This window comes from Reticulibacter mediterranei, assembly GCF_016587455.1.
In genome coordinates, this window is sequence record NZ_BNJK01000001.1 from 4005135 (window position 1) to 4027338 (window position 22204).

A 22204-nucleotide genomic window follows, 5' to 3' on the forward strand; every position below is an offset into this window, starting at 1 on the left:
CCCTCCTTCGAAGGGAAAGGTAATAAGCACGAGGGGAAAGCAGCGCCCTGTCTCTTGTTCGCCACTGATACTTCGGTTCCGCATTGGGACAGAGAGACACAAAACAGGGTACTGCTCTCATGGACGAACCGGCAGTTGAGATCAGCAATGACGAGAGCGGGTGGTGAACTGGTCTAGGATATCGAACACCGCAGTAACGACCACATCTGGACGTTGGGTGTAGGAGAAGTGCCCAGCATCTTTCAGCACTCGATGTTCACTTTGTGGCACGGAGTTGACAAAGGCCGTGTGTGCAGCAAGCTTAATCTGATTGAAGGCGTGCTTGTCTTCATCAGAGCCACCTGGCATAGGGTCGATCTGCATACCGGTCAGGACTATAACTGGCATATTGGGCGGTACTGGCCCATTGGCAACTTCCTCCTGGATGCGGCGCGCATTCTGCATATCGCGAAGGCCAATAATTGCACGGTCAGGGTCCAGGTGGCGGGCAATGAGTGGGTCGCGCACCCTTTCGGGCAGTTTCTCCCATTCTGCGAACATAGTCGGATACCACTCACGCGCGATGTCGGGATTACGCCGTAGCTCTTTCAGCATCGCCAGCACAACTGCCTCGTTATCCTCCTGCGGTGCCGGAAAGCTTTCAGTAGCGGGGTCGATGAGAACCAGGCCAACCACGTCATCTGGGAAATTCTGAGCGAAAGCTCGCACCAACAGCCCGCCGAGGGAATGACCAACTAACAGATACGGACCTTCGATGAGTGCTTTGCCTAAAGCGTTGTGTAGATCTGTCACGATCTCTCGCGCTGAGCGCTCTCCTGGCCCGGAATCACTCCATCCACTGCCAGCACGGTCGTAGAGTACACAGGTCGTGCGTTTTGCACACAACTCGAACATATTCAGGTAATCCAACCCAAACGCTCCAGCGCCTGCTTCGATCACCACAGCAGGCGTACCTGTGCCCGCATGGTGCAACATGAGTCGGCGACCGCCGCCGACATCATACAGCTTGCCTAGAGGAGGAACATCGTCCTGCACGTTAGCGTAGCCATCCTGCTCAAGCAGTTCTTTCGGTTCCGTTTCACTCTTCGTGTGGGTAATATCATCTGGATTCAAAGAAGTTGACATCTGTTTTCTTTCCTTTTCTGCTTCCTCGACAGCCGACGTTTCAAAAAGCTCGGTCTCGCATCCAAGAGGCATAGTTTTCTGCACCCTTATCACCGTTTTTGGAAATGACCTTACGCACTTTTCGTTTTCGAGGTATTCCCGGTATGTGACGCCAGCGTCAGCATCGTTCCTGGATGGTGGTCAGCAAGTGCAACGTCTGCGGGTGAGCCAGAACTGTGAGGGTTTCGGCACTGGAGAGATCAAGCAGGCGAAAGCGGATAGCGTCCGATCCTTTGTAGGTCATAAACGAGGCGGCTTCGTAATGGACGCGTGGGCGAAGCAGAAAATCACGAATGGTGGGGGTTCGCAGTACTGGAATATACGCTTCGCAAAAGCTGGTGCCACAAGATGGGCAGTCTACCCGTGCGTAGATTCCCAGCGGTAGTGCATCGTAAAGACTGCAAGGAGAAACAAGCGTACTGCGATCAATGATCTGAATCTGCACTCTGGATTGACACGTCGGACATCGCTGCTGGTTCAAACAGGTATGATAGAATTCTGCACCTGCCTGCATCACACGTCTAAGAGCGGGGCGGAATGAGCGGATTGGACCTAAGAAGCCTGGGAAGTTTCCTGTATTGGTGACATCGATCTGATAGCGTGGTGAACACTCGGGACAGCGCAAACGCATGGTCGCACCTCCCGTTTGGTGTTCTACGATGCCGCGTAAGTGCCGCTTGCCGCACAGAAAGCACCATTGCCGTGTCTCCTGCCAGCCCAGAGACTCCTCCTCGTCAAGCCTCAGCCCGAAAGCCCGCGCCTCTTCGCGTAATTCTCCATGCAAGACCTGATGAAGCTTTTGCCGCGCACGATGCAGTTTGAGTTCGAGTGCCCCCAGGCTCACATCCAACCGCGCAGCTACTTCACGCTGGGGCAGTTCGTCTAGATAACACAGCTCGATGAGTTCGCGCGTATTCTTCTCAAGATGCGAAAGCGCTCGATCAAGCAACACCCGCATATCCTGGCGCTCCAGTTCCTCAACAGGATCAATGGCAAGCGAATCGGACAGATCAAAACTCTCTTCGTCCAGGGTTTCGCGCAATTTACTTGTGTAAGGAGCGGAAGGCTTTGCATGAAGATGCCGCTTGCAGATGTTGCGGCAGATGCCATTAAGCCAGGCTGACAAGCGTTCTGGCTGGAGCTTCTCAAGGTGTCTCCACGCCTCAAGGTAGGTTTCCTGAACCACATCTTCGGCTTCATCTAGTCCGATCCCTGACATGTATGCTAACCGCAGCAAACGTGGGCGAGTGACTTCTATGCTCTCACTAAGCGCTCTCATGAGTTCTTTCTGGGAACGTCGAGGCTGGCAGATCGAACAGCTTTGGAGTCGTGTGCCATGCTGACAAACGAACGCAGTTGCGGTGCCCTCTGGAGGGGTTCCTCGTTTCTGCATTGTATTCTTCTCCTCTCTGCTCACCTATCACGTTTTTGCGCGGTTTCCTTACGCACATTTCCTGAGCAGTCTTATACCTCCTTCTGCGAGCGTATGATAAAGATACCCTAAGCGCTCAATCTTTTCTCATAGAACATTTGATGTGTTTTTATTATTGTCTCTTCATTGTCCGGCACGTACATGTGACAACGGATATCGGGATGTTCGATGAGTTGAAATTTGGCATAATCAAAGGTCAGACTGCCAACCAGGGGATGTGATAGCTCTTTGCGGGTTGCGCACGTTGAACGGACATTGTGGCTGGCCCATACCTCGCGAAAAACGGGGCTGATCTGTTGTAGGCGCTCAATAAATGCCTGGATGGACGGATCAGTCAGCGAGTCATTGACTCTACCGCGAAAAGTCTCCGTCACCTCCTGAGCATATTGCTCTGGCTCACGGAAGAGCGTGATCTGTTGGCGAAAAGGCGTTTTGCTGAAGAGCAACCATAAGATATTGCGTTCGCCCGCCGGGATCTGCCCGAAGTCGCCGAATATCAGACGGGCGGCTCTATTCCAGCCCAGCACATCATAGGTGCGCCCAGTTAGGATGGCCGGGATCGTTCCCATCTCATCAAGTATACGCTGATAGGTCTGTTGCAAGGACGGTTCCAGCAATGGTTGCTTTGTCGGAAGGGGCTGTCTGGCAAGGGTAAAGAGATAGGACCGCTCATCTTCCGTCAGTTGGAGAACGTTCGCCAGGCTTACAAGAATGCTGCTCGATGCTTGAATATCTCGTCCCTGTTCCAGATAGGTATACCAGGTCGTGCTGACGCCCGCCGCAATCGCGACCTCTTCTCGTCTCAGTCCCGGTGTGCGTCGGCGTGGAGCCGTGGGCATACCGATCTGTTCGGGAGAGAGGCGAGCGCGTCGTGTTCTAAGAAACGCCCCTAATGCTTCTCTACGTTGTTGTTCGCTACCTCGCTGCATGGCTGCTCTCCTTCCTTCACATTGCTTCATACTCGGAAGCTGGTACTCATCATGCTACCATAAACGCTGTCTGGTTCTCAACGTTGGCCGCTACTATACTCATTACTATCACAAGCAAACAGGAGATTATCATGCAAAATAATGAGATAGCAACTCCCCACAGTCCTCGTTTTGGACTCGTCCTGTCTAATCGCAGCCTTGTTACTGGCACCACTACAGTAGAAGAGTTGCTGGCACTGGCACAAAGAGCTGAAGAGGCTGGCTGGGATTCGGTCTGGGTCGGCGACTCGATTCTTGCCAAGCCCCGCCTTGATGCGCTAGTACTGCTGGGTGCTCTGGCTGTCAGCACCCGACGAGTCAAACTGGGACCGGCCAGTTTCACCAGCACACCACTCCGCGATCCCTTGCAACTGGCCTATCAATGGTACAGCCTGGATGTGCTTTCACAGGGACGCATGATCTTCAACGCCAGCCAGGGAGCGCCAGGAACACAGGGGGGGACATTCGCAGAGGAGTTCGCCGCCTTTCATATCGATCCTGCCTCACGCATGCGGCGCATGGAAGAAGCAATCGAGATCTTGCGCCTGGCCTCGTCGCAGGAACGAATCAGCTATACAGGCGAATATACTCAGTTTCGCGACGTGACAATCCTACCGCACCCGATTCAGCACTCCCTGCCGATCTGGATCTCCACCGCAACCGATCCACGCAAACCCAAAATGACGACACGAGCATTACAAAGGGTAGCTAGCTATGCTGATGGCTGGATGACCATTAGCCGCACACCTGCGTTGTTTGCCGACAATCTGGCTGATATTCGACGCTATGCACACGAGATGGGCCGCAATCTGGGCAATGATTTCGAGGCCTGTCTGTATCTGGATATCAATATCAACGACGATGACGAGGTGGCATTTCAACAGAGCAAAGAGTTCCTGGATCGCTACTACGAGCATGACTTTACACGTACTGAGGTGGCGTTGCGTACCGTTTTTGGCTCGCCCCACACTTGCATCGAGCGCCTGCAACAGTTTATGCAAGCCGGTGCTACAGCATTTATCCTCCGCATCATCGGGCCAGACGAGCCGCGCCAATTTGAGCGGATTACAAAAGAAGTGATGGCGACTCTACAATAGAGAACAACAGGTCGCCACAGAATAGCACAGTATCCTTTTCGGGAGCATCGACGTGTATCATACGTGTTGTTAAGATGCCGCAAATTGCCAGTATAGAGGGCATAGCATCAGAAAGAGAGGGAAATTCCCGCTTCACATACACAAAGGAGATGTTTGATGACGCAACAATATCAAAATAATCCAAATGACCCAAATAACCCGCTGGTTTATCAGCAGTATGCGCAGGCCTGGGATCAAGGCACCTACCATCAGATACCGGAAGATCAGGCGCGACAGCAGTATCAGCACTTTGTGCGCAACGCGTCGCCACAAGCTATTGAGCAGGTACATCAGCAATATTACAATCAGATGCAGCCACAGCAGCGCACCAACTTTTTGCAGGGATTGGTAAATTCATTGACGCAGCAGGGGTATGACCCGCAGCAGGCGGGCGTGCAGACGACCGACCCCAAACGCATGTCGCCGCAGGATGCAGCACGTCTCACGGCATATGCCCAGCAGCAGCAACCCGACATACTGCATCAGCTGCTAGGGCCGGGAGGTCCATTGGGCAGCACAGGCGCAAAACTGGCCGTCGCCGGACTCGCTGCTCTCGCCGCCAAACACTTCCTCGGTGGCAGCGGATTTGACTTTGGTGGCGGCGGCACCACTGGCGGTAGCACCTCTCGTGGTAGCACCATCACTGGCAGCAACAACGCAAATGATAGCGGCGACAGCATACTATAGGCTAACACACCACTACAGCTAGAAGCAACGCACAGGAGCGCTAAACGAAAGATATTGGCGCTCCTTCTTTCTGTCCTCTTCATGCAACCTGTATCCCGGGATAGGAAAACGAAACCAGCCCGGTCCTGAATCGTCTCTGAATAAAGAACACGCAGAAGTAATAGCACCGGAAACTTTTATTGCCAGCTTCCGGGTTGTTTGATAGAGTATGTTGGGAAACATATAGCTATTGCAGGAACCAGATCAGGTTGAGGGATATTGCATGCAAGTTGAGATTGGTAAAAAAGAGACTCAGAATATATGGCAGCGCTTCATTCATTGGCTGGCTACCCTGTTGGAAGGAAAAAAACAGAAAAGCACCATTGCCTCGCTAGACGGCGTGCGAGCAATCGCCTGCTTGAGCGTTGTGGCCTATCATCTTACACTGGTGACGACGCAGGATATCCGGCTCTGGTATCCAGGCAAGGTTTCGCGCTGGATCGCAAGCCTCGCCTATGCTGGCGATACGGGCGTGACGCTCTTCTTCGTCCTCTCAGGCTTCTTGCTGTTTATGCCCTACGCGAAGGCGCTGCTGTTCGATTCCTCCTGGCCGCTGGCTCGCCATTTTTATTTGCGGCGTGCGCTGCGCATCCTGCCCGCCTATTACGTGACCCTCTTCCTGATGATCCTGATCTACACGCCGAGCTTCCTGCAATTCAAGCGGTTGGGCGACCTGTTTATGTTTGTGATCCTCTTTATGGACTCCTCGCCCACCGCATTCAAGCAAATCAATGGGCCGTTCTGGTCGCTGGCCGTTGAGTGGCAGTTTTATTTGCTGCTCCCACTCCTGGCGCTGGGGATTGCGCTACTCGTTCGCCGCATCGCTCCACCGAAGCGTCTCGCCGCACTACTCTGTTGCCTGGGTGGTGTCATCGCCTGGGGCGTTCTTAGCCGCACTCTGGGACTGTATTTGACGCAGCATCCAACAGAGACGTTTCATCTCCCACGCACAGTCATCAACGTTTTCCTGTTCTTCTTTTACGGTGTGCCAAGTGCTGGTCTGCATGGCAAGTTTCTAGAGGATTTCGGGATCGGCATGCTGGTGAGTACGCTCTATATCTACTGGCGCACGCAGAGCAGCGAGGGGCGCTTTCGGCTGGTATCGCGGCGGCTGGCTCCCTGGCTCTTCGTCGCGGGCCTGCTCTGGCTCTACGTCATGTTTATGTGGAAATACGACCAGAAATTCCCTCATACATGGCCCCTATTTGATAACTACTTCCCACTGCTCGATCACGTTGGCGAGCTTGGCTATTCCATCGGCTATGGCGCGTGTATCGCCTCCATCCTGTTTGGAGCGGACTGGCTCAAGCGGCCCTTTGAGTGGACACCATTGCGCTGGATCGGCCTGCTCTCCTTCGGCATCTATATGTGGCATCTCAAGCTATTGGAAGATTTCACCCATCTGGCCGTGCTCCAGTTGCAAAGCCTGGGCTGGAAAAATCTGATCCTCTACAATCTCTACTGGGGCTGGTTCCTGGTGTTTATTGTTCCCTGCATGCTGCTACTCTTCGCTCTGGTAGAAAAGCGAGGCATTCAGTTTGGCGATAAGCTGACGAGGAGAAATACTGAGGGGCAGCGCACGCCGCCCCCATCAGCAAAAGAAGTGGTCTCTTCCGGATCTCAAACCTCCGGTACATAGAAGATATAGTCATCCTGCACGAGATAGCGATACTTCACGCCTTTGGACTTCAACTTTTGTTCAACGGCGGGAATACGTGTGCTTTTATCGGATGGAGCGTTATAACCCGTATCGATAGGAAAGACATAGGCTGAGGCGGGATCAGCGCTCACGATATCGTAGTAATGCGGATCGCGGTTGTGGCTGGGAGTGAGCGAGCCGGTGACGACGCCGCAAATCACCTTATCGTTGCTGAGGAAGGCGATCTTATTGCAGGTCCAGTAATCCGTATAGATATGTTTCACGCCCAGATGCTCCAGGTCGTTGATCAAAGTCTGATCGTGCTGATTCTTTGCTTGAATGGAGGGCAGTTCGGCAAAGGCCAGCACCGTTCCCGCGATCAACACAGCGCACATGCCAACAAGCGCAATGGCACTGATGATCCGCGTGATCAAGCCTACAAAGCGCACTTGCATCGTACGCAGACCAGCCCATAGGGGCCACAAGATGGCGGGAGTGACGATAAGCAGGCCGATGATATAGCGTCCGTGAATGCCAGGCCAGGTCAGTGGGGCATCGCTAAAGGTATAGAGCATTAGCGCCATCAGGCCAGCACCCAGCAGCGATAGGCGGGCCGTCTGCCGCATCACGTCCTGCCGCTCTTCCACAGGTGCGCGACGACGCAAGCCGCGCCAGATAGCCCAGAAGACCAGGGCAAAAGCAATGGCAAAGACGAGCAGATAACCGAAGCCCCAGACGCCGTGTATGAGCGTGCATTGCAGCGAGTGCGGGCTGTTCGGTCCCAGAAACGAGAGTTCGGTGACGGGACAGAAGGGATTGCCCGTCATCATAGGGATGCTGATCTGAACCGTTCCCTTCAACTCCTTGACGATATTAACCAGCTCTAGATAGGAGTTGGATGTGCCATGCAAGCCCCTCAAGGTCGTCAGCGAATCCTTGCCAGGAGCCGCCGTCAGATTATAACGGATCAGGGGATAAGCACCAGCGACAAGACCGAGCAAGGCAGAGAGGGCCGCCACCGCCTGAAGCAGTTCACGCCAGCAGGCAATCAGCAAGAGCAGGCCAGGCATAAACACAAAAGGGATGATCAGGAGATCGGACCAGAGGCCCAATCCCGCCACCAGCCCCCAGCAGGCATAGACCGGAAAGCGCCATGCTCGCTTGCGCATGGGGAGAGCCGGATTGCAGGTCAGAGCTAGCCAGCAGGCAAACAAACAGGATAGAGAGCCAAAAAGCAGGGTTTCAGGATAACCACCAATCGCGCTTAATTCGCGGCCCAGCACATAGCTCGACCCAAGCCCAAGCAGAAGCAGCGTCACCAACGCCCAGGTTTTTGAATAGAGCAAACGGGTCAGTAGATAGGTAGAGGCGAGAAAACCAGTAATCATCAGCACCAGGCCGAGGCGCAAGGTAAAGAGCGACGGCCCCAAGAGGTGAAAGATCGCTGCCGCCACATACGCCTCTAAAGCGCCCATGTAATATTGCCCATAAAAGAAAATAGGATGCTCGCCGCGATAGGCAATATGCAGCGCCATAATGCCTATCGTTCCCTCATCGCTATTGGTGAGTGGTCCTCCCAGAGCGGTAAAGATGAGGCGTAGCACAGTCGCAGCAATAATGAGTAGAACGGCAGCAACTTCATTCAAGCTAATTTTAAGATATTTCATGCAAATCCAGCGATGTGTTTTGTATCGACCAGGAGAGGGACAAAACACACCTACTCCCTCCTGAAAAATTTTCCCCTCGCCATCCTGTCTATCTACTAAACGAACAACGATCGTAATAAAGCGCGAGAAATGGGACTCATGATGAAATTTACAGACATGTCTCTGTGTAATGAAGTTGACTCTCGCGCTTCGTAGTCGAGCGATTTATCGCGCATGTGCGGGAATGCGCGATAAATCGCTCGACTACGAAGCGCGAGAGTCCCAGTCCAGGTTGTTCCAATTTCATCATCATCGCACAACTATGAACCAAAGGCCAGTACAAAACGTTATGAAAATTGTAAGGTATTGACAGGATTTGACTTTTGCGTTATCATTATGACTATGAAGTCACGGAAAGAAATTTAGGTCACAGAATACATCTAAATGTCATGAAGTAACCAACAGGTCACATTGGGGTCTCCTGAAGGGAGGTTTGGACCAGAGATGGTCGGGCATCGTTCGTTAAGAGAAAAACAGAGGCAGGAGCGCGAAGATCTCATCCTCCAGGCAGCCGAGGAGGTTTTGCTGGAGAAGGGATATCACGACATGGCAATGGATGAGATTGCCAGCAGAGTAGGAATTGCAAAGGGAACCCTCTACCTGCATTTTGCCCGCAAAGAAGATCTGGTCTATGCCATCATCGAGCGGCAAATGCAAGCACTTACCAGGACTATTGAGCAGATTAGTGCTCAGCCTGGATCTGCCCAGGAGAGGCTAACCCTGATGGCTGAAGCGATTTTTGGCGATATGTCGGGCCAGCGCATGCAACTCCTCTACGCACTCCATAACAGCATCGACTTTAAAAATGTCATGAAGGAGCGCTACGGCAAATCGATGGACCCAATAGCGCAGCAGCTTACCAGAGTATTAGACGAAGGAAAAGCTAACGGTGAATTTGACGCAACGCTGCCAACGCCCATTATGCTCCACACCTTCTTCTGCATGCTTTCTCCACTGGCCCATCGTCGTCTGGTGGTCGAGCAGGGCATGAATCTCAAGGACGTGCTGAGCGAGGTTAACCGCATCTACTTTCGAGGCATTGGGGCAGAGTGTCCAGCCCAGCGAGGCTCATAGAGCGGTGACAGACATTTTTTGACGAAATAGAGAAAAAAGAAGATCACTTCACCAATACTACTTCGATCTTCGGGCACAGCAAAAGAGCGTCTCTCTGAACGGAGAGGCGCTCTTTTCTTATCTTCCTGCCCCTGATCTGATCCCGCCTGGTAAGAGGGAATCAGAAGGAGATTCACATCGTTCTCAGGAGAATCTTAGCGAATTTTTAGGTAATGAGCTGCCGAAATCTGCATCTACCGTTCCGAGTCAATCGTGGTATAGAAAGCAAATGGATTAAATGCAAAGATCGCACCTAATCCATTTGCAACCAAAGAAATAAACATTTTCGTCAAAGTTAAGTACCTACCTGAACAATGAGTTGTTAAAGGAGGATTGATTACCATGACAGTTGGACTTCTTGTACTTGGCGCAGCATTAAATCCCGGTGGCCTTCTGGCCTGGATCGTTGTTGGTCTTATCGCTGGCTTCCTGGCTAGCGTTGTGATGCGTGGTGGTGGCTATGGCGTGCTGGGTGACATTATTGTGGGTGTGGTTGGTGCCTTTATCGGCGGCCTGCTGATGAACCTGCTGGCTCCCGATGCCAATATGGGTTTCTGGGGTAGTATTGTGGTTTCGTTCATTGGTGCCTGTATCCTGATCGCGATCCTGCGCGCCGTTGGTCGTGGCCGCACGACCCTATAACCCAGTGCCTAACCAATCGTTCTGTTTTACCTCTTGCATATGGTTATAAGCTAACCAGATAAAGAGTTTTCGTAGTTGAGCGATTGATCGCGGTGGGACTGCATAAGATGTGGTTCACTCACCGCGATCAATCGCTCAACTACGAATTTTATTTCTCATAGGGCCGCACACGCCCTTTGGAGCAGGTCTGTATAATCGAAGCTGTCGGGTGTGGTGGTGTTGATCTCGATGAGCTGGCCGCCGAGAGCAAGCGGGGCAAGATCCCCCTGTAAAAGCCGCTCTTTATTTGACGCAAGATATTCCAGATCATGATGGCCGCCGTGTCGTTCGCTTGATCCAGCACGCGCAAGGATGCGTTGCAGCAGAACTTCCCCCTCGGCTCTGCATACGATCTGCAATGGTTCAAAACCATATGCGGCTTGCAGTTTGAGAAATTCAGCGCTTCTCAATTCGGGCCTGCCAAAAAAGCCCTCAACGATCAGTGGCCGGCCTGCCGCCAGCAATGAGCCTGTCACGTAGTAAAGCATAACAAAGCTGGTCTTGCCCAGCAACAGTGGCTCCCCATTGCTCCGACAGTCCAGCGCATCGTAGAGGGTCTCATATATGCCGTCTCTAGAGAAGACCGGGAGCGATAGATCCGCCGCAAGGCGTCGCGCTAAGGTCGTTTTACCGCTACCGGGGAGACCATTCACAATAATCAATGTTGCTTTTTTCACAAGGATCTCTTCTCTCTATCCAATGATTTTTTACAACCAAAAAGCAGTTCGTAGTTTCCCGATTTATCGGGAGGGGTGCTCTCTCCCGATAAATCGGGAAACTACGAACTACTTTACCGCGTTTGAAATGAAAACACATCGTTCAAATGTCCGATGTGTTTTCGTTGACACCTATGCTATGATTATGGAGGAAGGAGCGCTAGACAGCTCTTATTGTTGCTGATAGAGATGTTCAGACCAATAGTGATGAGTCTTGGCAACAACTGTAATCACATTTTTGATCTCTTTCTCAAGACGATAGACTGGTCCTGCAGGCAGGTATAGTACGTCCTCCTCGCGCCGTACACAGACGTTTTCCACCACAATTGCACGCAGCATCCAGAGCGCCATCTCCTCATCGTCGCAGCGCAGACCAATCCATCCCAACTTCTCACTCCGCACAACTGGCAGCGTTGTTACCATGCTCAGACCACGCTCGATCTCGCTCAATACGCGCTCGTACCGCTCAAGATCGGCTCGGATCTCTTCTGGCAAGGCTGGCTCCAATAGGTCGCCTCGATGGGGTGGACCACCTTCTAGAGCCAGATCACAGAACGTCGTCCACATCTCATCCCATGCTACCTGTCCCGCCTCATCGTAGCGCATGGGAGCCGTTCCCATCGGGGCCGCACTGATCTTTTTCCTAGCGCTGCATATAGGCGGCAAAAGGGGAGGATACGCCTCCTGACCATCTGGAATAGCCGCACGTGACCCCGTGATGTCGCGCCAATCCACCTCTGCAATCTCGCCACCAGCAATCGTGATCTCCCCCGCTGGACTGGTCACGTTACCCCACAACGTATAGAGACCGGCTGGCAGCTCTGCGAAAACGGCGGTATAGCGCGTCTCCCCGTTTATCTGCCGCTCCAGCACCTCCGTATGCACCCGGCGCGTGTTCTCCCCCTTCAAACTGACCTCAATCTCGCGATTGCGCAACTCCGCACGCGTATAGATGATGAGAGCGCCGATATCGTCGCCAATGTCGAGTACAATAGGCTCGCAATGCACCCGTTCAGAATATGCCAGGGCCATATCTCCTCCAGCCATCAGGAATCAAAACCGCTCACAGGCGTTCCCAGATATGGGAACTGGTTCAGGAATGGGACGGCGTTATTGGCTGCCGTCACACCATCGGTCACTTTGGAGACTGCGGCATCCGGCTCAAACTTGTGATCGATCAAGGGATAGGTCGCTCCTGCAACCGCGCGCAGTTCGATAGTAACCACATCGTCGATGAGACGGCGACCATTGGGGAACCCGGCCAGATCGTTTCCCAGCAGGCCAAGATTGTTCGGCTTGTTCGTTGGAGGAATCGCCATGTTCAGGCGCAGCATATCGGCCTGCGTCTTGCCGGTAAAGTTCTGGAAGCCGGAGATGAGGCCGGACGGAATGCCGGTCAACAGAATTGCTGCCAGATCGGCACGTGGCGCTTTCAACGCGGCAAGATGCGGAAAGACCTTGGGATAGAGGACAGGGATCAGGCGGGCCAGCTCGGGATTTAGCACGTATTTGGCAAACGTTTTATCCTCGGCGGGTGGCACGCTGTTCCAATAATCTTTGTCTCCCAGCGGCACGACCACCTCATTGAAAAGAGGATTGCCGAGACGCGAGACTTGCACCCAGGGGCCGGTGGCGGTCTCCTGACCACGAGTACCATTTCGTACCCTGGCCTTCTGCCGGCTCGCTGAAGCCCAGACGCCGATCACCGAACGCGCATCATTCGCGTTGGTTGCAGCAGAGCCATCGCGGGTCAGCAGTTTCTTCGGGATTTGCAGCGCAATCGTATGCACGCTCAGCCCTTTGGTGCCATTCACACCATTTGCCGCCGCGCTGGGGATGAGATGCAGATTTTGAAAGGGGCGCAGATCAAGGAGATCGAAAACCGAACCAAGATCGACGAAAAAGCCTTCCGCACGCTGACCGGCGAAGACCTTCTCGCCCCTGGAGAGGCTATGAACCGCCGACCCAGCCAGTTTTGCATAATTGGGCGTCGAGCGCGGCCCGATATTGCAGGGCGGCGTTGTCAGATTGTCCCCTAATTTCGTTGTGTGCCCCTTGTTAACCAGGGTAACGGAGTAGAATTGTGGTCGGTTCCAGTTTTTGCTATCCAGCGCGGTAATTGGGCCGGTATTATACAGAAATGTATTGGGGTTGCGCGTCTGCGTCTGGAAACGAAACTGATAAGTGAGATCGGGCAGGCCATCGCCGTTATTATCGATATGAATTTCGTAGAGAACGTCGTCGCCGAACGAGAAGAAGTTCGGGCCGGCTGCCGGCCCCTGTAAAGGAATATAGTTAGCAAGAATGGTCACAGTGTCCGGCTTATCAGGACTGACAAAGGCGTACACATCGGTATTATCTGCTACCGGATCTTTCGCAATTTCTGGTGCCTCTCGATGAGATGACATAATGTTAACCTCACAGCAGTATGACTTGCATCAATACTTTTCTTAAAAAACAAACAGATGAAGTTTCCCAGGCAAGGAAGACTAGCGAACCGCCTGTAAGAGACGAGCGACTAGATCTTTATCACGGTAGGTAATTTCTTGCGTGCCAAACAGGATACCGATCTCGCCAGTGGAGGCATCACGAATATGAGCTACCAGGCTTGTTGTCGGCAAATCAGCGGTAGAAGAGAGTTCTACCTCAGCAGCATGGGCTGTCGGGATGTCACTAGTGTTCACGAATGCAGGCGAGGCCATGAGCAGGCCCGTTGTGGCAACTCCTGCTGATGCCTGCTTAAAAAAGCCGCGGCGTGTCAATTTAGCCATTTTTTCCTCTTCTATGATATGCAATAAACACTCGAATAATAAGTATAAATCCTATATATCACATACTTCTACGCAACCTCATAAGGTACACCTCCTTTTCCTTTTTTCCGGTACAATCCCAACCTCTATAAACTAATACGGCAGAAGTATATTTCTGGATTACCATTTTGCGCGCTTTTTGTGGCTCTGACTAAAAAAGGCCAGATAGTAACGATTGACCCGGCACACCGCAATATATGCGATGTGCCGGGTCAGGTGCCGAAAACGTGATTGAAATACTAGTGAAATACCTGCTATGACGCCAGCGTAATGGCTCCGTCAGCGCCAACAGTAACTTTCATGGATTTCAACGGCTCTTTTGCCGGAGGGCTGACCACTGCGCCGTCCTTTGCGGGATCAAAGGTTGCGCCATGACAGGGACATTCGAGCAATTTGCTGCCGGAGTTATAAGAAACCGCGCACTCGTCATGTGTACAGGTTGAATCGAAGGCCGCAAAATTACCATCAGAGAGGTGAACCAGCACGCCGGGATTTTTCTGATTCTCAATCGGGAAGGTAACAGCACTATTTACCGGCACATTCGCCGCCTTCGCCAGCGGCTTCATTCCACCACTCGCAGCGGTTGTTGCAGTCGCAGCCTGTGTTGGTGCTTCGGTGGGTGCCTGCGTAGCTGCGGCAGTTGTTGAGCTATTCGTGTCACTCCCACCAAAAGAACATGCAGCAAGAAGGGTTGCAGATGCGGCAACTCCACCACCAGCTTTCATAAGCTTCAAGAGATGGCGACGCGATATCTCTTGAAGCTTCTCTGTATCCCATTGCTCAGGAGCCTCTAATTGAGAGGAGGTGATATCCTGATACCCTGTTTCAAACATGTCCTTCTTTAACAAAGGCGTAGCTTCCTTTCCTTTGATAGATATTCCTGTTTCTACGGGGTAACACGGGAAGAGAGGGCGCTATTTGCCAGTAAGGACTTTTGGGTTGCGGTGAAATAAAGATGCCCAACGCAATGCGTTGGGCAAATTCCTGACAATAGCAATGTTACAGTAGCGGTGTAACATTGCTATTGTTGCATCACTTCAATTGTTTTGCGCACAATCTCCACAAAATCTGGTTTGAGGCTGGCACCTCCAACCAGAGCACCATCGATATCGGGATGAGCCATAAACTCGCTAATGTTGGCTGGTGTAACGCTGCCGCCATACTGGATGCGTAGGGCCTGAGCTGCCTCAGCACCATACATCTCACCATAAAGTTCGCGAATACGATGAATGACCTTGCCAGCTCCCTCCACCGTTGCCGCTTTGCCGGTGCCGATGGCCCAGACCGGCTCATAAGCAATTACGACCTGTCCGGCCTGCTCCGCCGAAAAGTTGGCGAGGCTGCCTTTGACCTGTTCCTGAATCACCTGCTCGGTCTGTCCCGACTCATACTGATCGAGGTTCTCGCCAATACAGACGATGGGGCGCAGATTGTGTTTGAAGGCAACCAGCGCCTTTTTGTTCACCAGATCATCGGTCTCATGAAAGTACATGCGGCGCTCGGAGTGTCCAAGTATCACGTTGTCGCACAGCTCACGCACCATACCTGGCGCAATCTCTCCGGTAAAGGCACCCTTTTCTTCAAAGTACATATTCTGTGCGCCCAATTCCAGGCGTGGCGCGACGTATGCATCCACAACATCCTTCACCGCAGCAATGGAGATGGCGGGTGGACACAAAATACACATGATGCGAGCATAGGAACGGACCAAGCCATCCAGCGCAGGTACGATCTCAGATGCGAAGCTCGACGCCTGTTTGGGACCGTAATTCATCTTCCAGTTGCCCGCAATAATCGCGGTTCGAGGTACTGCCATAGTGTCCCCTTTATTACATTATTTATCTTGCAATGCTGCCACGCCAGGCAGAACGCGGCCTTCGAGGAATTCCAGAGAGGCACCGCCACCTGTGGAGACGTGAGACATCGCATCAGCGGCCCCAGCCTGCTCGACTGCCGCAGCGGAATCGCCACCGCCAATAATTGTGGTCGCGCCCTCCTGTGTGCGTTTGACCAGGATATCGATAGTGTCCTCGGTGCCTTTGGCGAAGGCGGGCATCTCAGCGACGCCAAGCGTACCGTTCCACACGATGGTCTGCGCACCGGCCAGTGAGCGGCGGAACAAATTAATAGTTGATGGGCCGATATCGAGGATGCGCCAGCCGGGTGCGACCTGATCTTTCGCCACAACCTTATGCTCAGCATCGGCGGCGAAACGGTCCGCAATCACCACATCGAGGGGCAACAGGAACTCGGTGTTCTGCTCATGCGCTTTCTGGAGCAGTTCGCGAGCGGTCTCGATCTTGCTCTCCTCAACCAGCGAATCGCCAATTTCGTAGCCTTCCGCTTTGAGGAATGTATTCGCCATACCACCGCCGATCAAGACGCCATCGGCAATGCTAATCAGGCGCTCCAACACGGCTATTTTATCGGAGACCTTCGCGCCACCCACAATAGCCTTGAAGGGACGTTTAGGATTCTCCAGGGCCGCGCCGAGATAGTTGATCTCTTTCTCCATCAGGAAACCAGCCACGCCGGGCAGGTAGTGGGTGACGCCCTCGGTGGAGGCGTGCGCTCTATGGGCGGTGCCAAATGCGTCATTCACATAGAGGTCGCCAAGAGCCGCAAGTTGGCGGGCGAAATCGGGATTGTTCTTCTCTTCCTCTTTATGGAAGCGCAGATTTTCCAGCAATAGCACCTGTCCAGGCTGTAACGCCTTTGCGGCAGCCTCCGCATCTGGTCCGATGCAATCGGCTGTGGTCTGGACAGGGAGTTGGAGGAGTTCGCCAAGCCGCTGAGCAACAGGGGTCAGGCGCATCTTTTCAACGACCTCACCTTTGGGCCGCCCCAGATGGGACATGAGAATGACGGCCGCGCCGTGATCGAGCAAGTACTGAATAGTAGGGATCGCAGCTTTGATGCGTGTATCGTCGGTGATATGCAGGTTGGCGTCCAGAGGAACGTTGAAATCGACACGCACCAGGACGCGCTTACCCGCTACATCGATATCGCGTATCGTCTTTTTGTTCATAACAAATCTCTCTTTTACACAATTAATGTTTAGACGAACATCATTCCATCAAGGAGCGTAGCATTATGCAATCTCGTTCCCCTCACAAACAGGTGGTGAGGATCACAGAGCGATCACGGGACGCCAGTTCGTCTAAACACCAATTAATAGGGTTGAATATGGATTTCACTTTTGAGTTGGCTGAAATCCATATCCATATGATGGGCAGTTATACGCCCTTCTGACCAACGAAACGAGCCAGATCAGCGACGCGGTTCGAGTAGCCCCACTCGTTGTCATACCAGGCTACGACCTTGACCATCGTGCCGCCAAGAACCATCGTAGTGAGACCATCAATGATCGAGGAGCGGGGATCGCCTCGGAAGTCGCTGGAGACCAGAGGCTCGTCGGTGTAGCCCAGGATGCCCTTGAGTGGGCCTGCCGCTGCATCTTTGAATGCCTGGTTGACCTCGTCCTTCGTTACTTCTTTGCGCACATTGGCAACGAAGTCAACGACGGAGACGGTCACGGTCGGGACGCGCAGGGACATACCATCGAAGCGGCCCTTGAGTTCGGGGATCACGAGAGAGAGCGCACGAGCAGCACCGGTTGTGGTCGGGATGATATTGGCGGCTGCGGCACGAGCGCGGCGCAGGTCTTTGTGAACCTGATCGAGAATGCGCTGATCGTTCGTATATGAGTGAATGGTGTTCATGAGACCGCGCTCGATACCGAAAGCATCATTGAGTACTTTGGCGGCGGGAGCGAGACAGTTGGTGGTGCAGGAAGCGTTAGAAATGATGTTGTGCTTGGCGGGATCATAGGCATTCTCGTTGACGCCGAGGACGAGCGTGATATCCTCGCCCTTTGCGGGAGCGGAGATGATTACTTTCTTGGCACCGCCTTTGAGGTGGGCCGCCGCTTTATCTGCATCTGTAAATAGGCCAGTAGACTCGATCACAACCTGAACGCCCAGATCGCCCCAGGGAATCTGAGCGGGATCGCGCTGTGCAATAACTTTAATCTTGTGTCCGTTGACGATCAGGGAATCAGCTGTGGCCTCGACCTCACCGGGGAAACGCCCGTAGGTGGAGTCATAGCGCAATAGGTGAGCATTGGTCTGGGTGTCGGTGAGATCGTTAACGGCCACGACCTCAACATCTTGTGCGTGACGCTCCAGAATCGCCTTCATCGATTGGCGTCCGATACGTCCGAAGCCGTTGATGCCTACGCGGATAGTCATGCTATATTCTCCTCTAATTGTGGGTTGGTGGAACTCTTATTCAGAACGAGTTCGCACATGTGAAGGATATCCCTTCGATCACCGTTTGGTTTATGTTTCACGTGAAACACCAGAACAAGATATGTATGAAGGCCAACGCTGACATTTGCTACGTTGCATTCGACAGAACTGTACCAGGAAAGAGGCTGGGGACCGTTCGTTTCGCTACCCCTGGCTGCCCTGTTTATCGGTCGTCTCGCTATTGGAGGGTGCCTATGATTACTTCAATCTCATATCTCCGTATACAGATTATCATAAGAGGCAAACGACTACAAGAGAGAATCATTACAGAGAGGATAGGTGGATTATGGCTAGTTCAAATAGTCTCTTTGCATAGCATAGCGTTTACCGACAAGCTCTTCTCTATAGAGGGCGGGAGAGGAAGAGGGGAAGCTTAATATGGCTGTTCCAGCAGTGGTTCGTCGAAATTAATACCTTTATAGATCTCTTCCACTGTGAGGGGGACATCGATGCTGGCTAACGCAACAATTGAACCAGGACCATAGAATAGATGCTGCCAGTTTTCATCGTCCTCTTCGTCGCATCGATAGACCTCTACAGCTTGCATAAATTGATTAATGAGGACGATCTCCTGCACGGTTGGACAAGCTTTATATGCCTCCAGCTTTTTGCCCCGGTCCAGCGTTTCCGTCGAGGGAGAAAGTATTTCAACCACAATGCGCGGTGAACGAATCAGCGTATTGCCCCGGCGACGATCAGCAACAGGGAAGAGAAGAAAGTTCCCCTGTCTCGTAGCGCCAATCCCTTGCGGTTGGCGCGGGCAACCCCGACACATCGCGTGGGGCCGCGCCAACCGCAAGGGATTGGCGCTACGAGACAGGGGACCACCAGTACAACATTGCAACTATTTCTCTGAAACCACAGGAATCACACCGATAGAGAAACGAATATAGTTGTCGCTATAGCCAAAGCCGGAGCCGGGCACGCCTGCGATGCCGGTCTTCTCGAAGAGCGAGAAGGCATCCTCTCCAGCTGCCAGTTTGCTCCAGTTATAGACGGTGGCATCGTCGTCGAGATAGATCTGCTCAAACAAATGTTGTTTGTCATTGATACGTTGAAGTTGGGAGATCAATCGTTGGCGGCGCAAGCGATAGAATGCACGCAATTTCTCAGCCAGATGGGGGTGCTCTTGCAACAGCAGGTAATAGGCCATAAAGCGGAGTTGCCACTCCCCCGGCAGCGAGGCCATGCTGTTCGACCAGCTGGGTGAGATGGCACGAGCAATGGTGGGATCGCCACACGTGACCCAGCCAAAGCGCTCACCTGTTAGCGAAAAGTTTTTGGAAAAGCTGTTCACAAAAATGGTGTGTTTGTGGGCATCGGAGGGTGAAAATGTTGCCATGCGCGCCCGGTCTTCGTCGGGTTTGCCAGTGCCGAGATAGGCCAGATCAGCCAGCAACATGATATGACGCCCCTGCTCGCGATAACGACGCAAAATGTTGTGTAAGCTCTGTAGCTCTTCGGGGTATAGGCAAAAGTGGTGGGATTATTGGTAACGGTCAGATAGATGAGACGAATATCGGGTGCCTGCTGCAAAATTTCATCCAGTTGAGTCGGTATCAATTTGAAGTGATGCTCCTCTAATGTTGGGAAGCAGTGCAAATGATAGCCGCACGATTGGGCCTGCCATTCTGGGACGCCGAAGCCGGGTTCGGGGAAGAGAATGCCCACCTCTCCAACCTGCTGTTCGCGATACATATGAGCCAGGCCACGCAGCACTTTATCGATACAATCCATCGCACCCAGGCCGAGATAGACCTGCTCACTGCTCGCGCGAATGTGCCAATGAGACTCCATATCCTGCGCCAGCCAACCCCGCAATACAGGGTTACCCACGCCATAGATATCGTAGATGCGCGGATCATAGTTATGGGCCAGCAACAGCAGTTCGCACTCCATCATACGATCATGCAGCCAGCAATAGGTCTCGCCGGTAGCAGTATAGCCATGCAGATCTTCTCCAGGCAGCGCCACTCCCAGTTCGTCAGCAAGACAGCGGTAATCATTGGGGCCACCGGGTTCTCCCTCGCATTCGGTAACAAGGCGCAGGTTGACATCACCAATGGTACGATTAACGATTTCCGAGCGAATGATCTCCTCAGCAATGCCGAGCTTGTGACATTCCTGCTCCAACTCGGCAACTAGACGCGCCATCACGCGAATAGGGCCAGGGCCGCTCTGAATATGGGGACGATAGCGACGAAGAAGATCGCAGCGTTGTTGTCGTAGCGTTGTTCGTTGATCGTGTAATGATGGAGTGGAAGAGGTTGGCGAATTGATAGGATCATTGTGAGTTATCAACGTTCATAACTCCCTTCTCTTGCGCTGCACGTAGCGCATCTTCTCACACGGAAGAGGCACCGTCACCATTGACGAGCCATTATTAAAAAGTGTAACACACGGAACAAGAAGGGACAAGGAGAAAAAACGAAGTCTGGGGCGTAGCCTGCCCCAGACCCCTGATGTACCGTCCATTTGCGCACACCAACACGTTTAAGAGCGTGGTTCATGTATAATAGCGTTGTGTTTTACTATTAAACTACCGATCATCGAAATGGAGTACCTGAATATCATCGCAAGAAACGACGATAGGCTGATCGGGCCGGAATTGCACTGGCATCCAACGGTTTCGACCGCGCCCACTTGATTTGGCGTTCGACGGTAAATGCTAAGCCTGGAGTAATAGTTTGAGTGTGGGTTGGCGTTCGGCGTCGCCTCTACCAGCTGGGCTACCCCGCCGCGAGTGGCGGGTGCAGGAGTCGAACCTGCCCTGAAACGTCGCTGCCTTAAAACTAAACTTCAGCCTTAGTTTGTACTCCGGCTACATGATAGCGCAAATGAAGCAAGAAAGCAACGATACCAGGAGAAATAGCAGGGCTTTATCCCTCTCTCCTCATTGCTAGCCGAACAGGTATTGAAAGACCTTCGCGCCAACCTTCTGCTCGGTGACTTCCATATTATTTGCTTCCTCGCGCGCGAACTTCACCGCCTCCTGAAGCTTTTCAATCCGATTCAACAGTTCGTTGACACGGTTGGCGGGCAGGGCACCGGAGAACTTGGTGGTACGCCATGTGCCGACCACGACATCTTCATAATAGACCTCGACCTGAGCAGGATGTTTTTCGGTCGCCTCTGCTTTGACGTGGTTGCGTGGGATCTTCTTAGTCTTGATCGTCTGCATCGGCTCGGTCGCCCAGTAATCGGCAGAGGGATCAAATGTCCAGGTCTCAGAGGCATCGAGGACGGGCAACTTCTTAATAAAGGTATGCAGGTCCACCAGTTGCTTTTCTAGAAAGAGCAGGTAGGTTGCGGGCACCTGTGAGAGCAGCACGGTGCCGTCAACGGTCACGTCGGCCTTTGCACTGCAATTGGCCCAATCTTTCGTTGCCACGACATCGAATAGTTTCGTCAGTACTTCGGACGTTTTGCGGATCACATCTTCCGCCTTGACCTGTACTCGCGTCGATTCCGGGGGGAACTGTTCTCCTTCTTCATCTTTCGGTCGATAAGTGCGTGCGATCCCGGCCAGTAACGCTGGCTTCTGGAGAGTATGATGGGCTTCGGTCAAATCCTGTAAAGAGCGGCTCTTTGTTCCTTTTTCAATAGCAATTACCTGATTGAGTTTCATGTTTTTCCCCTATAAAATCAATAGTCATATTTCATAGAAGCTCATTGATAGAACACAATCAGTATACTAAACCGTGTCAACCGGGACGGGAGGCCGATTTTAGTACCTTTACGATGGACGACGTTTCACGTGAAACAATCGGGTGAAAAAGACAGCGAAAAGATAGCTAATACGT

Annotated in this window: 21 protein-coding genes; 5 read left to right on the forward strand and 16 right to left on the reverse strand. The window is 52.7% G+C overall.

What is annotated here, in order from left to right; translation table 11 throughout:
* Window positions 1-141 precede the first annotated feature (141 nt).
* From K3T83_RS17250 to K3T83_RS17260, 3 genes are all read right to left on the reverse strand, one after another.
* Window positions 142-1125, reverse strand: a complete 984-nt coding sequence (locus K3T83_RS17250; RefSeq protein ID WP_220204195.1) for an alpha/beta fold hydrolase — start codon at window positions 1123-1125, stop codon at window positions 142-144.
* Between the two features lie 157 nt (window positions 1126-1282).
* Window positions 1283-2557 (reverse strand): RNA polymerase sigma factor, encoded by a 1275-nt coding sequence (locus tag K3T83_RS17255; protein WP_220204196.1) that lies wholly within the window; start codon window positions 2555-2557, stop codon window positions 1283-1285.
* Between the two features lie 107 nt (window positions 2558-2664).
* Window positions 2665-3525 (reverse strand): helix-turn-helix transcriptional regulator, encoded by an 861-nt coding sequence (locus tag K3T83_RS17260; protein WP_220204197.1) that lies wholly within the window; start codon window positions 3523-3525, stop codon window positions 2665-2667.
* Window positions 3526-3656: 131 nt separating this feature from the next.
* Here K3T83_RS17260 and K3T83_RS17265 point away from each other — a divergent pair, with 131 nt between their 5' ends.
* The 3 genes from K3T83_RS17265 to K3T83_RS17275 all read left to right on the forward strand — a co-directional run bounded on the left by K3T83_RS17265 (window position 3657) and on the right by K3T83_RS17275 (window position 7065).
* Window positions 3657-4661 carry an LLM class flavin-dependent oxidoreductase gene (locus K3T83_RS17265; protein WP_220204198.1) on the forward strand — a complete coding sequence of 335 codons (1005 nt, stop codon included), beginning with the start codon at window positions 3657-3659 and terminating at the stop codon, window positions 4659-4661.
* Window positions 4662-4817: 156 nt separating this feature from the next.
* Complete coding sequence (locus K3T83_RS17270) at window positions 4818-5387, forward strand: hypothetical protein (RefSeq protein ID WP_220204199.1); 570 nt, start codon at window positions 4818-4820, stop codon at window positions 5385-5387.
* A 262-nt stretch (window positions 5388-5649) separates the two neighbouring features.
* The gene (locus tag K3T83_RS17275) at window positions 5650-7065 is read left to right on the forward strand and encodes an acyltransferase family protein (protein ID WP_220204200.1); all 1416 of its coding nucleotides are present in this window, start codon (window positions 5650-5652) and stop codon (window positions 7063-7065) included.
* On the opposite strand, the gene K3T83_RS17280 is transcribed toward K3T83_RS17275, so the two are convergent.
* Window positions 7047-8732, reverse strand: a complete 1686-nt coding sequence (locus tag K3T83_RS17280) for an ArnT family glycosyltransferase (RefSeq protein WP_220204201.1) — start codon at window positions 8730-8732, stop codon at window positions 7047-7049. The genes K3T83_RS17275 and K3T83_RS17280 overlap by 19 nt on opposite strands.
* 483 nt (window positions 8733-9215) lie before the next feature.
* On the opposite strand from K3T83_RS17280, the gene K3T83_RS17285 reads away from it, so the two are divergent.
* Window positions 9216-9845 carry a TetR/AcrR family transcriptional regulator gene (locus K3T83_RS17285; protein ID WP_220204202.1) on the forward strand — a complete coding sequence of 210 codons (630 nt, stop codon included), beginning with the start codon at window positions 9216-9218 and terminating at the stop codon, window positions 9843-9845.
* A gap of 381 nt (window positions 9846-10226) precedes the next feature.
* On the forward strand, window positions 10227-10526 hold the full coding sequence (locus tag K3T83_RS17290; RefSeq protein ID WP_220204203.1) for a GlsB/YeaQ/YmgE family stress response membrane protein: 300 nt from the start codon (window positions 10227-10229) through the stop codon (window positions 10524-10526).
* A 155-nt stretch (window positions 10527-10681) separates the two neighbouring features.
* On the opposite strand, the gene K3T83_RS17295 is transcribed toward K3T83_RS17290, so the two are convergent.
* From K3T83_RS17295 to K3T83_RS17345, 12 genes are all read right to left on the reverse strand, one after another.
* On the reverse strand, window positions 10682-11242 hold the full coding sequence (locus tag K3T83_RS17295; protein ID WP_220204204.1) for a P-loop nucleotide/nucleoside kinase family protein: 561 nt from the start codon (window positions 11240-11242) through the stop codon (window positions 10682-10684).
* A gap of 210 nt (window positions 11243-11452) precedes the next feature.
* Window positions 11453-12313, reverse strand: coding sequence for a hypothetical protein (locus K3T83_RS17300; RefSeq protein WP_220204205.1), 861 nt, complete (start codon window positions 12311-12313; stop codon window positions 11453-11455).
* A 14-nt stretch (window positions 12314-12327) separates the two neighbouring features.
* A complete protein-coding gene (locus tag K3T83_RS17305) occupies window positions 12328-13689 on the reverse strand; it encodes a DUF4331 domain-containing protein (RefSeq protein ID WP_220204206.1) in 1362 nt (453 codons plus the stop codon).
* Window positions 13690-13770: 81 nt separating this feature from the next.
* A complete protein-coding gene (locus K3T83_RS17310) occupies window positions 13771-14052 on the reverse strand; it encodes a twin-arginine translocation signal domain-containing protein (protein ID WP_220204207.1) in 282 nt (93 codons plus the stop codon).
* A gap of 293 nt (window positions 14053-14345) precedes the next feature.
* Complete coding sequence (locus K3T83_RS17315) at window positions 14346-14939, reverse strand: Rieske (2Fe-2S) protein (RefSeq protein WP_220204208.1); 594 nt, start codon at window positions 14937-14939, stop codon at window positions 14346-14348.
* 173 nt (window positions 14940-15112) lie between these two features.
* Window positions 15113-15907, reverse strand: a complete 795-nt coding sequence (tpiA, locus tag K3T83_RS17320; protein WP_220204209.1) for a triose-phosphate isomerase — start codon at window positions 15905-15907, stop codon at window positions 15113-15115.
* A gap of 18 nt (window positions 15908-15925) precedes the next feature.
* A complete protein-coding gene (locus K3T83_RS17325; protein ID WP_220204210.1) occupies window positions 15926-17119 on the reverse strand; it encodes a phosphoglycerate kinase in 1194 nt (397 codons plus the stop codon).
* A 208-nt stretch (window positions 17120-17327) separates the two neighbouring features.
* The gene (gene gap / locus K3T83_RS17330) at window positions 17328-18341 is read right to left on the reverse strand and encodes a type I glyceraldehyde-3-phosphate dehydrogenase (RefSeq protein WP_220204211.1); all 1014 of its coding nucleotides are present in this window, start codon (window positions 18339-18341) and stop codon (window positions 17328-17330) included.
* Between the two features lie 433 nt (window positions 18342-18774).
* A complete protein-coding gene (locus tag K3T83_RS17335) occupies window positions 18775-19245 on the reverse strand; it encodes a Uma2 family endonuclease (RefSeq protein WP_220204212.1) in 471 nt (156 codons plus the stop codon).
* Window positions 19246-19803, reverse strand: a complete 558-nt coding sequence (locus K3T83_RS17340) for an aminotransferase class I/II-fold pyridoxal phosphate-dependent enzyme (protein WP_236064923.1) — start codon at window positions 19801-19803, stop codon at window positions 19246-19248. It abuts the gene before it with no gap.
* Window positions 19695-20702 (reverse strand): PLP-dependent aminotransferase family protein, encoded by a 1008-nt coding sequence (locus K3T83_RS56285; RefSeq protein WP_236064924.1) that lies wholly within the window; start codon window positions 20700-20702, stop codon window positions 19695-19697. Before K3T83_RS56285 ends, K3T83_RS17340 begins: the two co-directional genes overlap by 109 nt.
* Window positions 20703-21300: 598 nt before the next feature.
* On the reverse strand, window positions 21301-22029 hold the full coding sequence (locus tag K3T83_RS17345) for a DUF7873 family protein (RefSeq protein WP_220204214.1): 729 nt from the start codon (window positions 22027-22029) through the stop codon (window positions 21301-21303).
* Window positions 22030-22204 lie beyond the last annotated feature (175 nt).

Excerpts from the sequence above, each read along its gene's own strand:
- K3T83_RS17250 (WP_220204195.1), bottom strand. The coding sequence starts at position 1,125 with ATGTCAACTTCTTTGAATCCAGATGATATTACCCACACGAAGAGTGAA.
- K3T83_RS17255 (WP_220204196.1), bottom strand. The coding sequence starts at position 2,557 with ATGCAGAAACGAGGAACCCCTCCAGAGGGCACCGCAACTGCGTTCGTT.
- K3T83_RS17260 (WP_220204197.1), bottom strand. The coding sequence starts at position 3,525 with ATGCAGCGAGGTAGCGAACAACAACGTAGAGAAGCATTAGGGGCGTTT.
- K3T83_RS17265 (WP_220204198.1), top strand. The coding sequence starts at position 3,657 with ATGCAAAATAATGAGATAGCAACTCCCCACAGTCCTCGTTTTGGACTC.
- K3T83_RS17270 (WP_220204199.1), top strand. The coding sequence starts at position 4,818 with ATGACGCAACAATATCAAAATAATCCAAATGACCCAAATAACCCGCTG.
- K3T83_RS17275 (WP_220204200.1), top strand. The coding sequence starts at position 5,650 with ATGCAAGTTGAGATTGGTAAAAAAGAGACTCAGAATATATGGCAGCGC.
- K3T83_RS17280 (WP_220204201.1), bottom strand. The coding sequence starts at position 8,732 with ATGAAATATCTTAAAATTAGCTTGAATGAAGTTGCTGCCGTTCTACTC.
- K3T83_RS17285 (WP_220204202.1), top strand. The coding sequence starts at position 9,216 with ATGGTCGGGCATCGTTCGTTAAGAGAAAAACAGAGGCAGGAGCGCGAA.
- K3T83_RS17290 (WP_220204203.1), top strand. The coding sequence starts at position 10,227 with ATGACAGTTGGACTTCTTGTACTTGGCGCAGCATTAAATCCCGGTGGC.
- K3T83_RS17300 (WP_220204205.1), bottom strand. The coding sequence starts at position 12,313 with ATGGCCCTGGCATATTCTGAACGGGTGCATTGCGAGCCTATTGTACTC.
- K3T83_RS17305 (WP_220204206.1), bottom strand. The coding sequence starts at position 13,689 with ATGTCATCTCATCGAGAGGCACCAGAAATTGCGAAAGATCCGGTAGCA.
- K3T83_RS17310 (WP_220204207.1), bottom strand. The coding sequence starts at position 14,052 with ATGGCTAAATTGACACGCCGCGGCTTTTTTAAGCAGGCATCAGCAGGA.
- tpiA (WP_220204209.1), bottom strand. The coding sequence starts at position 15,907 with ATGGCAGTACCTCGAACCGCGATTATTGCGGGCAACTGGAAGATGAAT.
- K3T83_RS17325 (WP_220204210.1), bottom strand. The coding sequence starts at position 17,119 with ATGAACAAAAAGACGATACGCGATATCGATGTAGCGGGTAAGCGCGTC.
- gap (WP_220204211.1), bottom strand. The coding sequence starts at position 18,341 with ATGACTATCCGCGTAGGCATCAACGGCTTCGGACGTATCGGACGCCAA.
- K3T83_RS17340 (WP_236064923.1), bottom strand. The coding sequence starts at position 19,803 with ATGTTGCTGGCTGATCTGGCCTATCTCGGCACTGGCAAACCCGACGAA.
- K3T83_RS17345 (WP_220204214.1), bottom strand. The coding sequence starts at position 22,029 with ATGAAACTCAATCAGGTAATTGCTATTGAAAAAGGAACAAAGAGCCGC.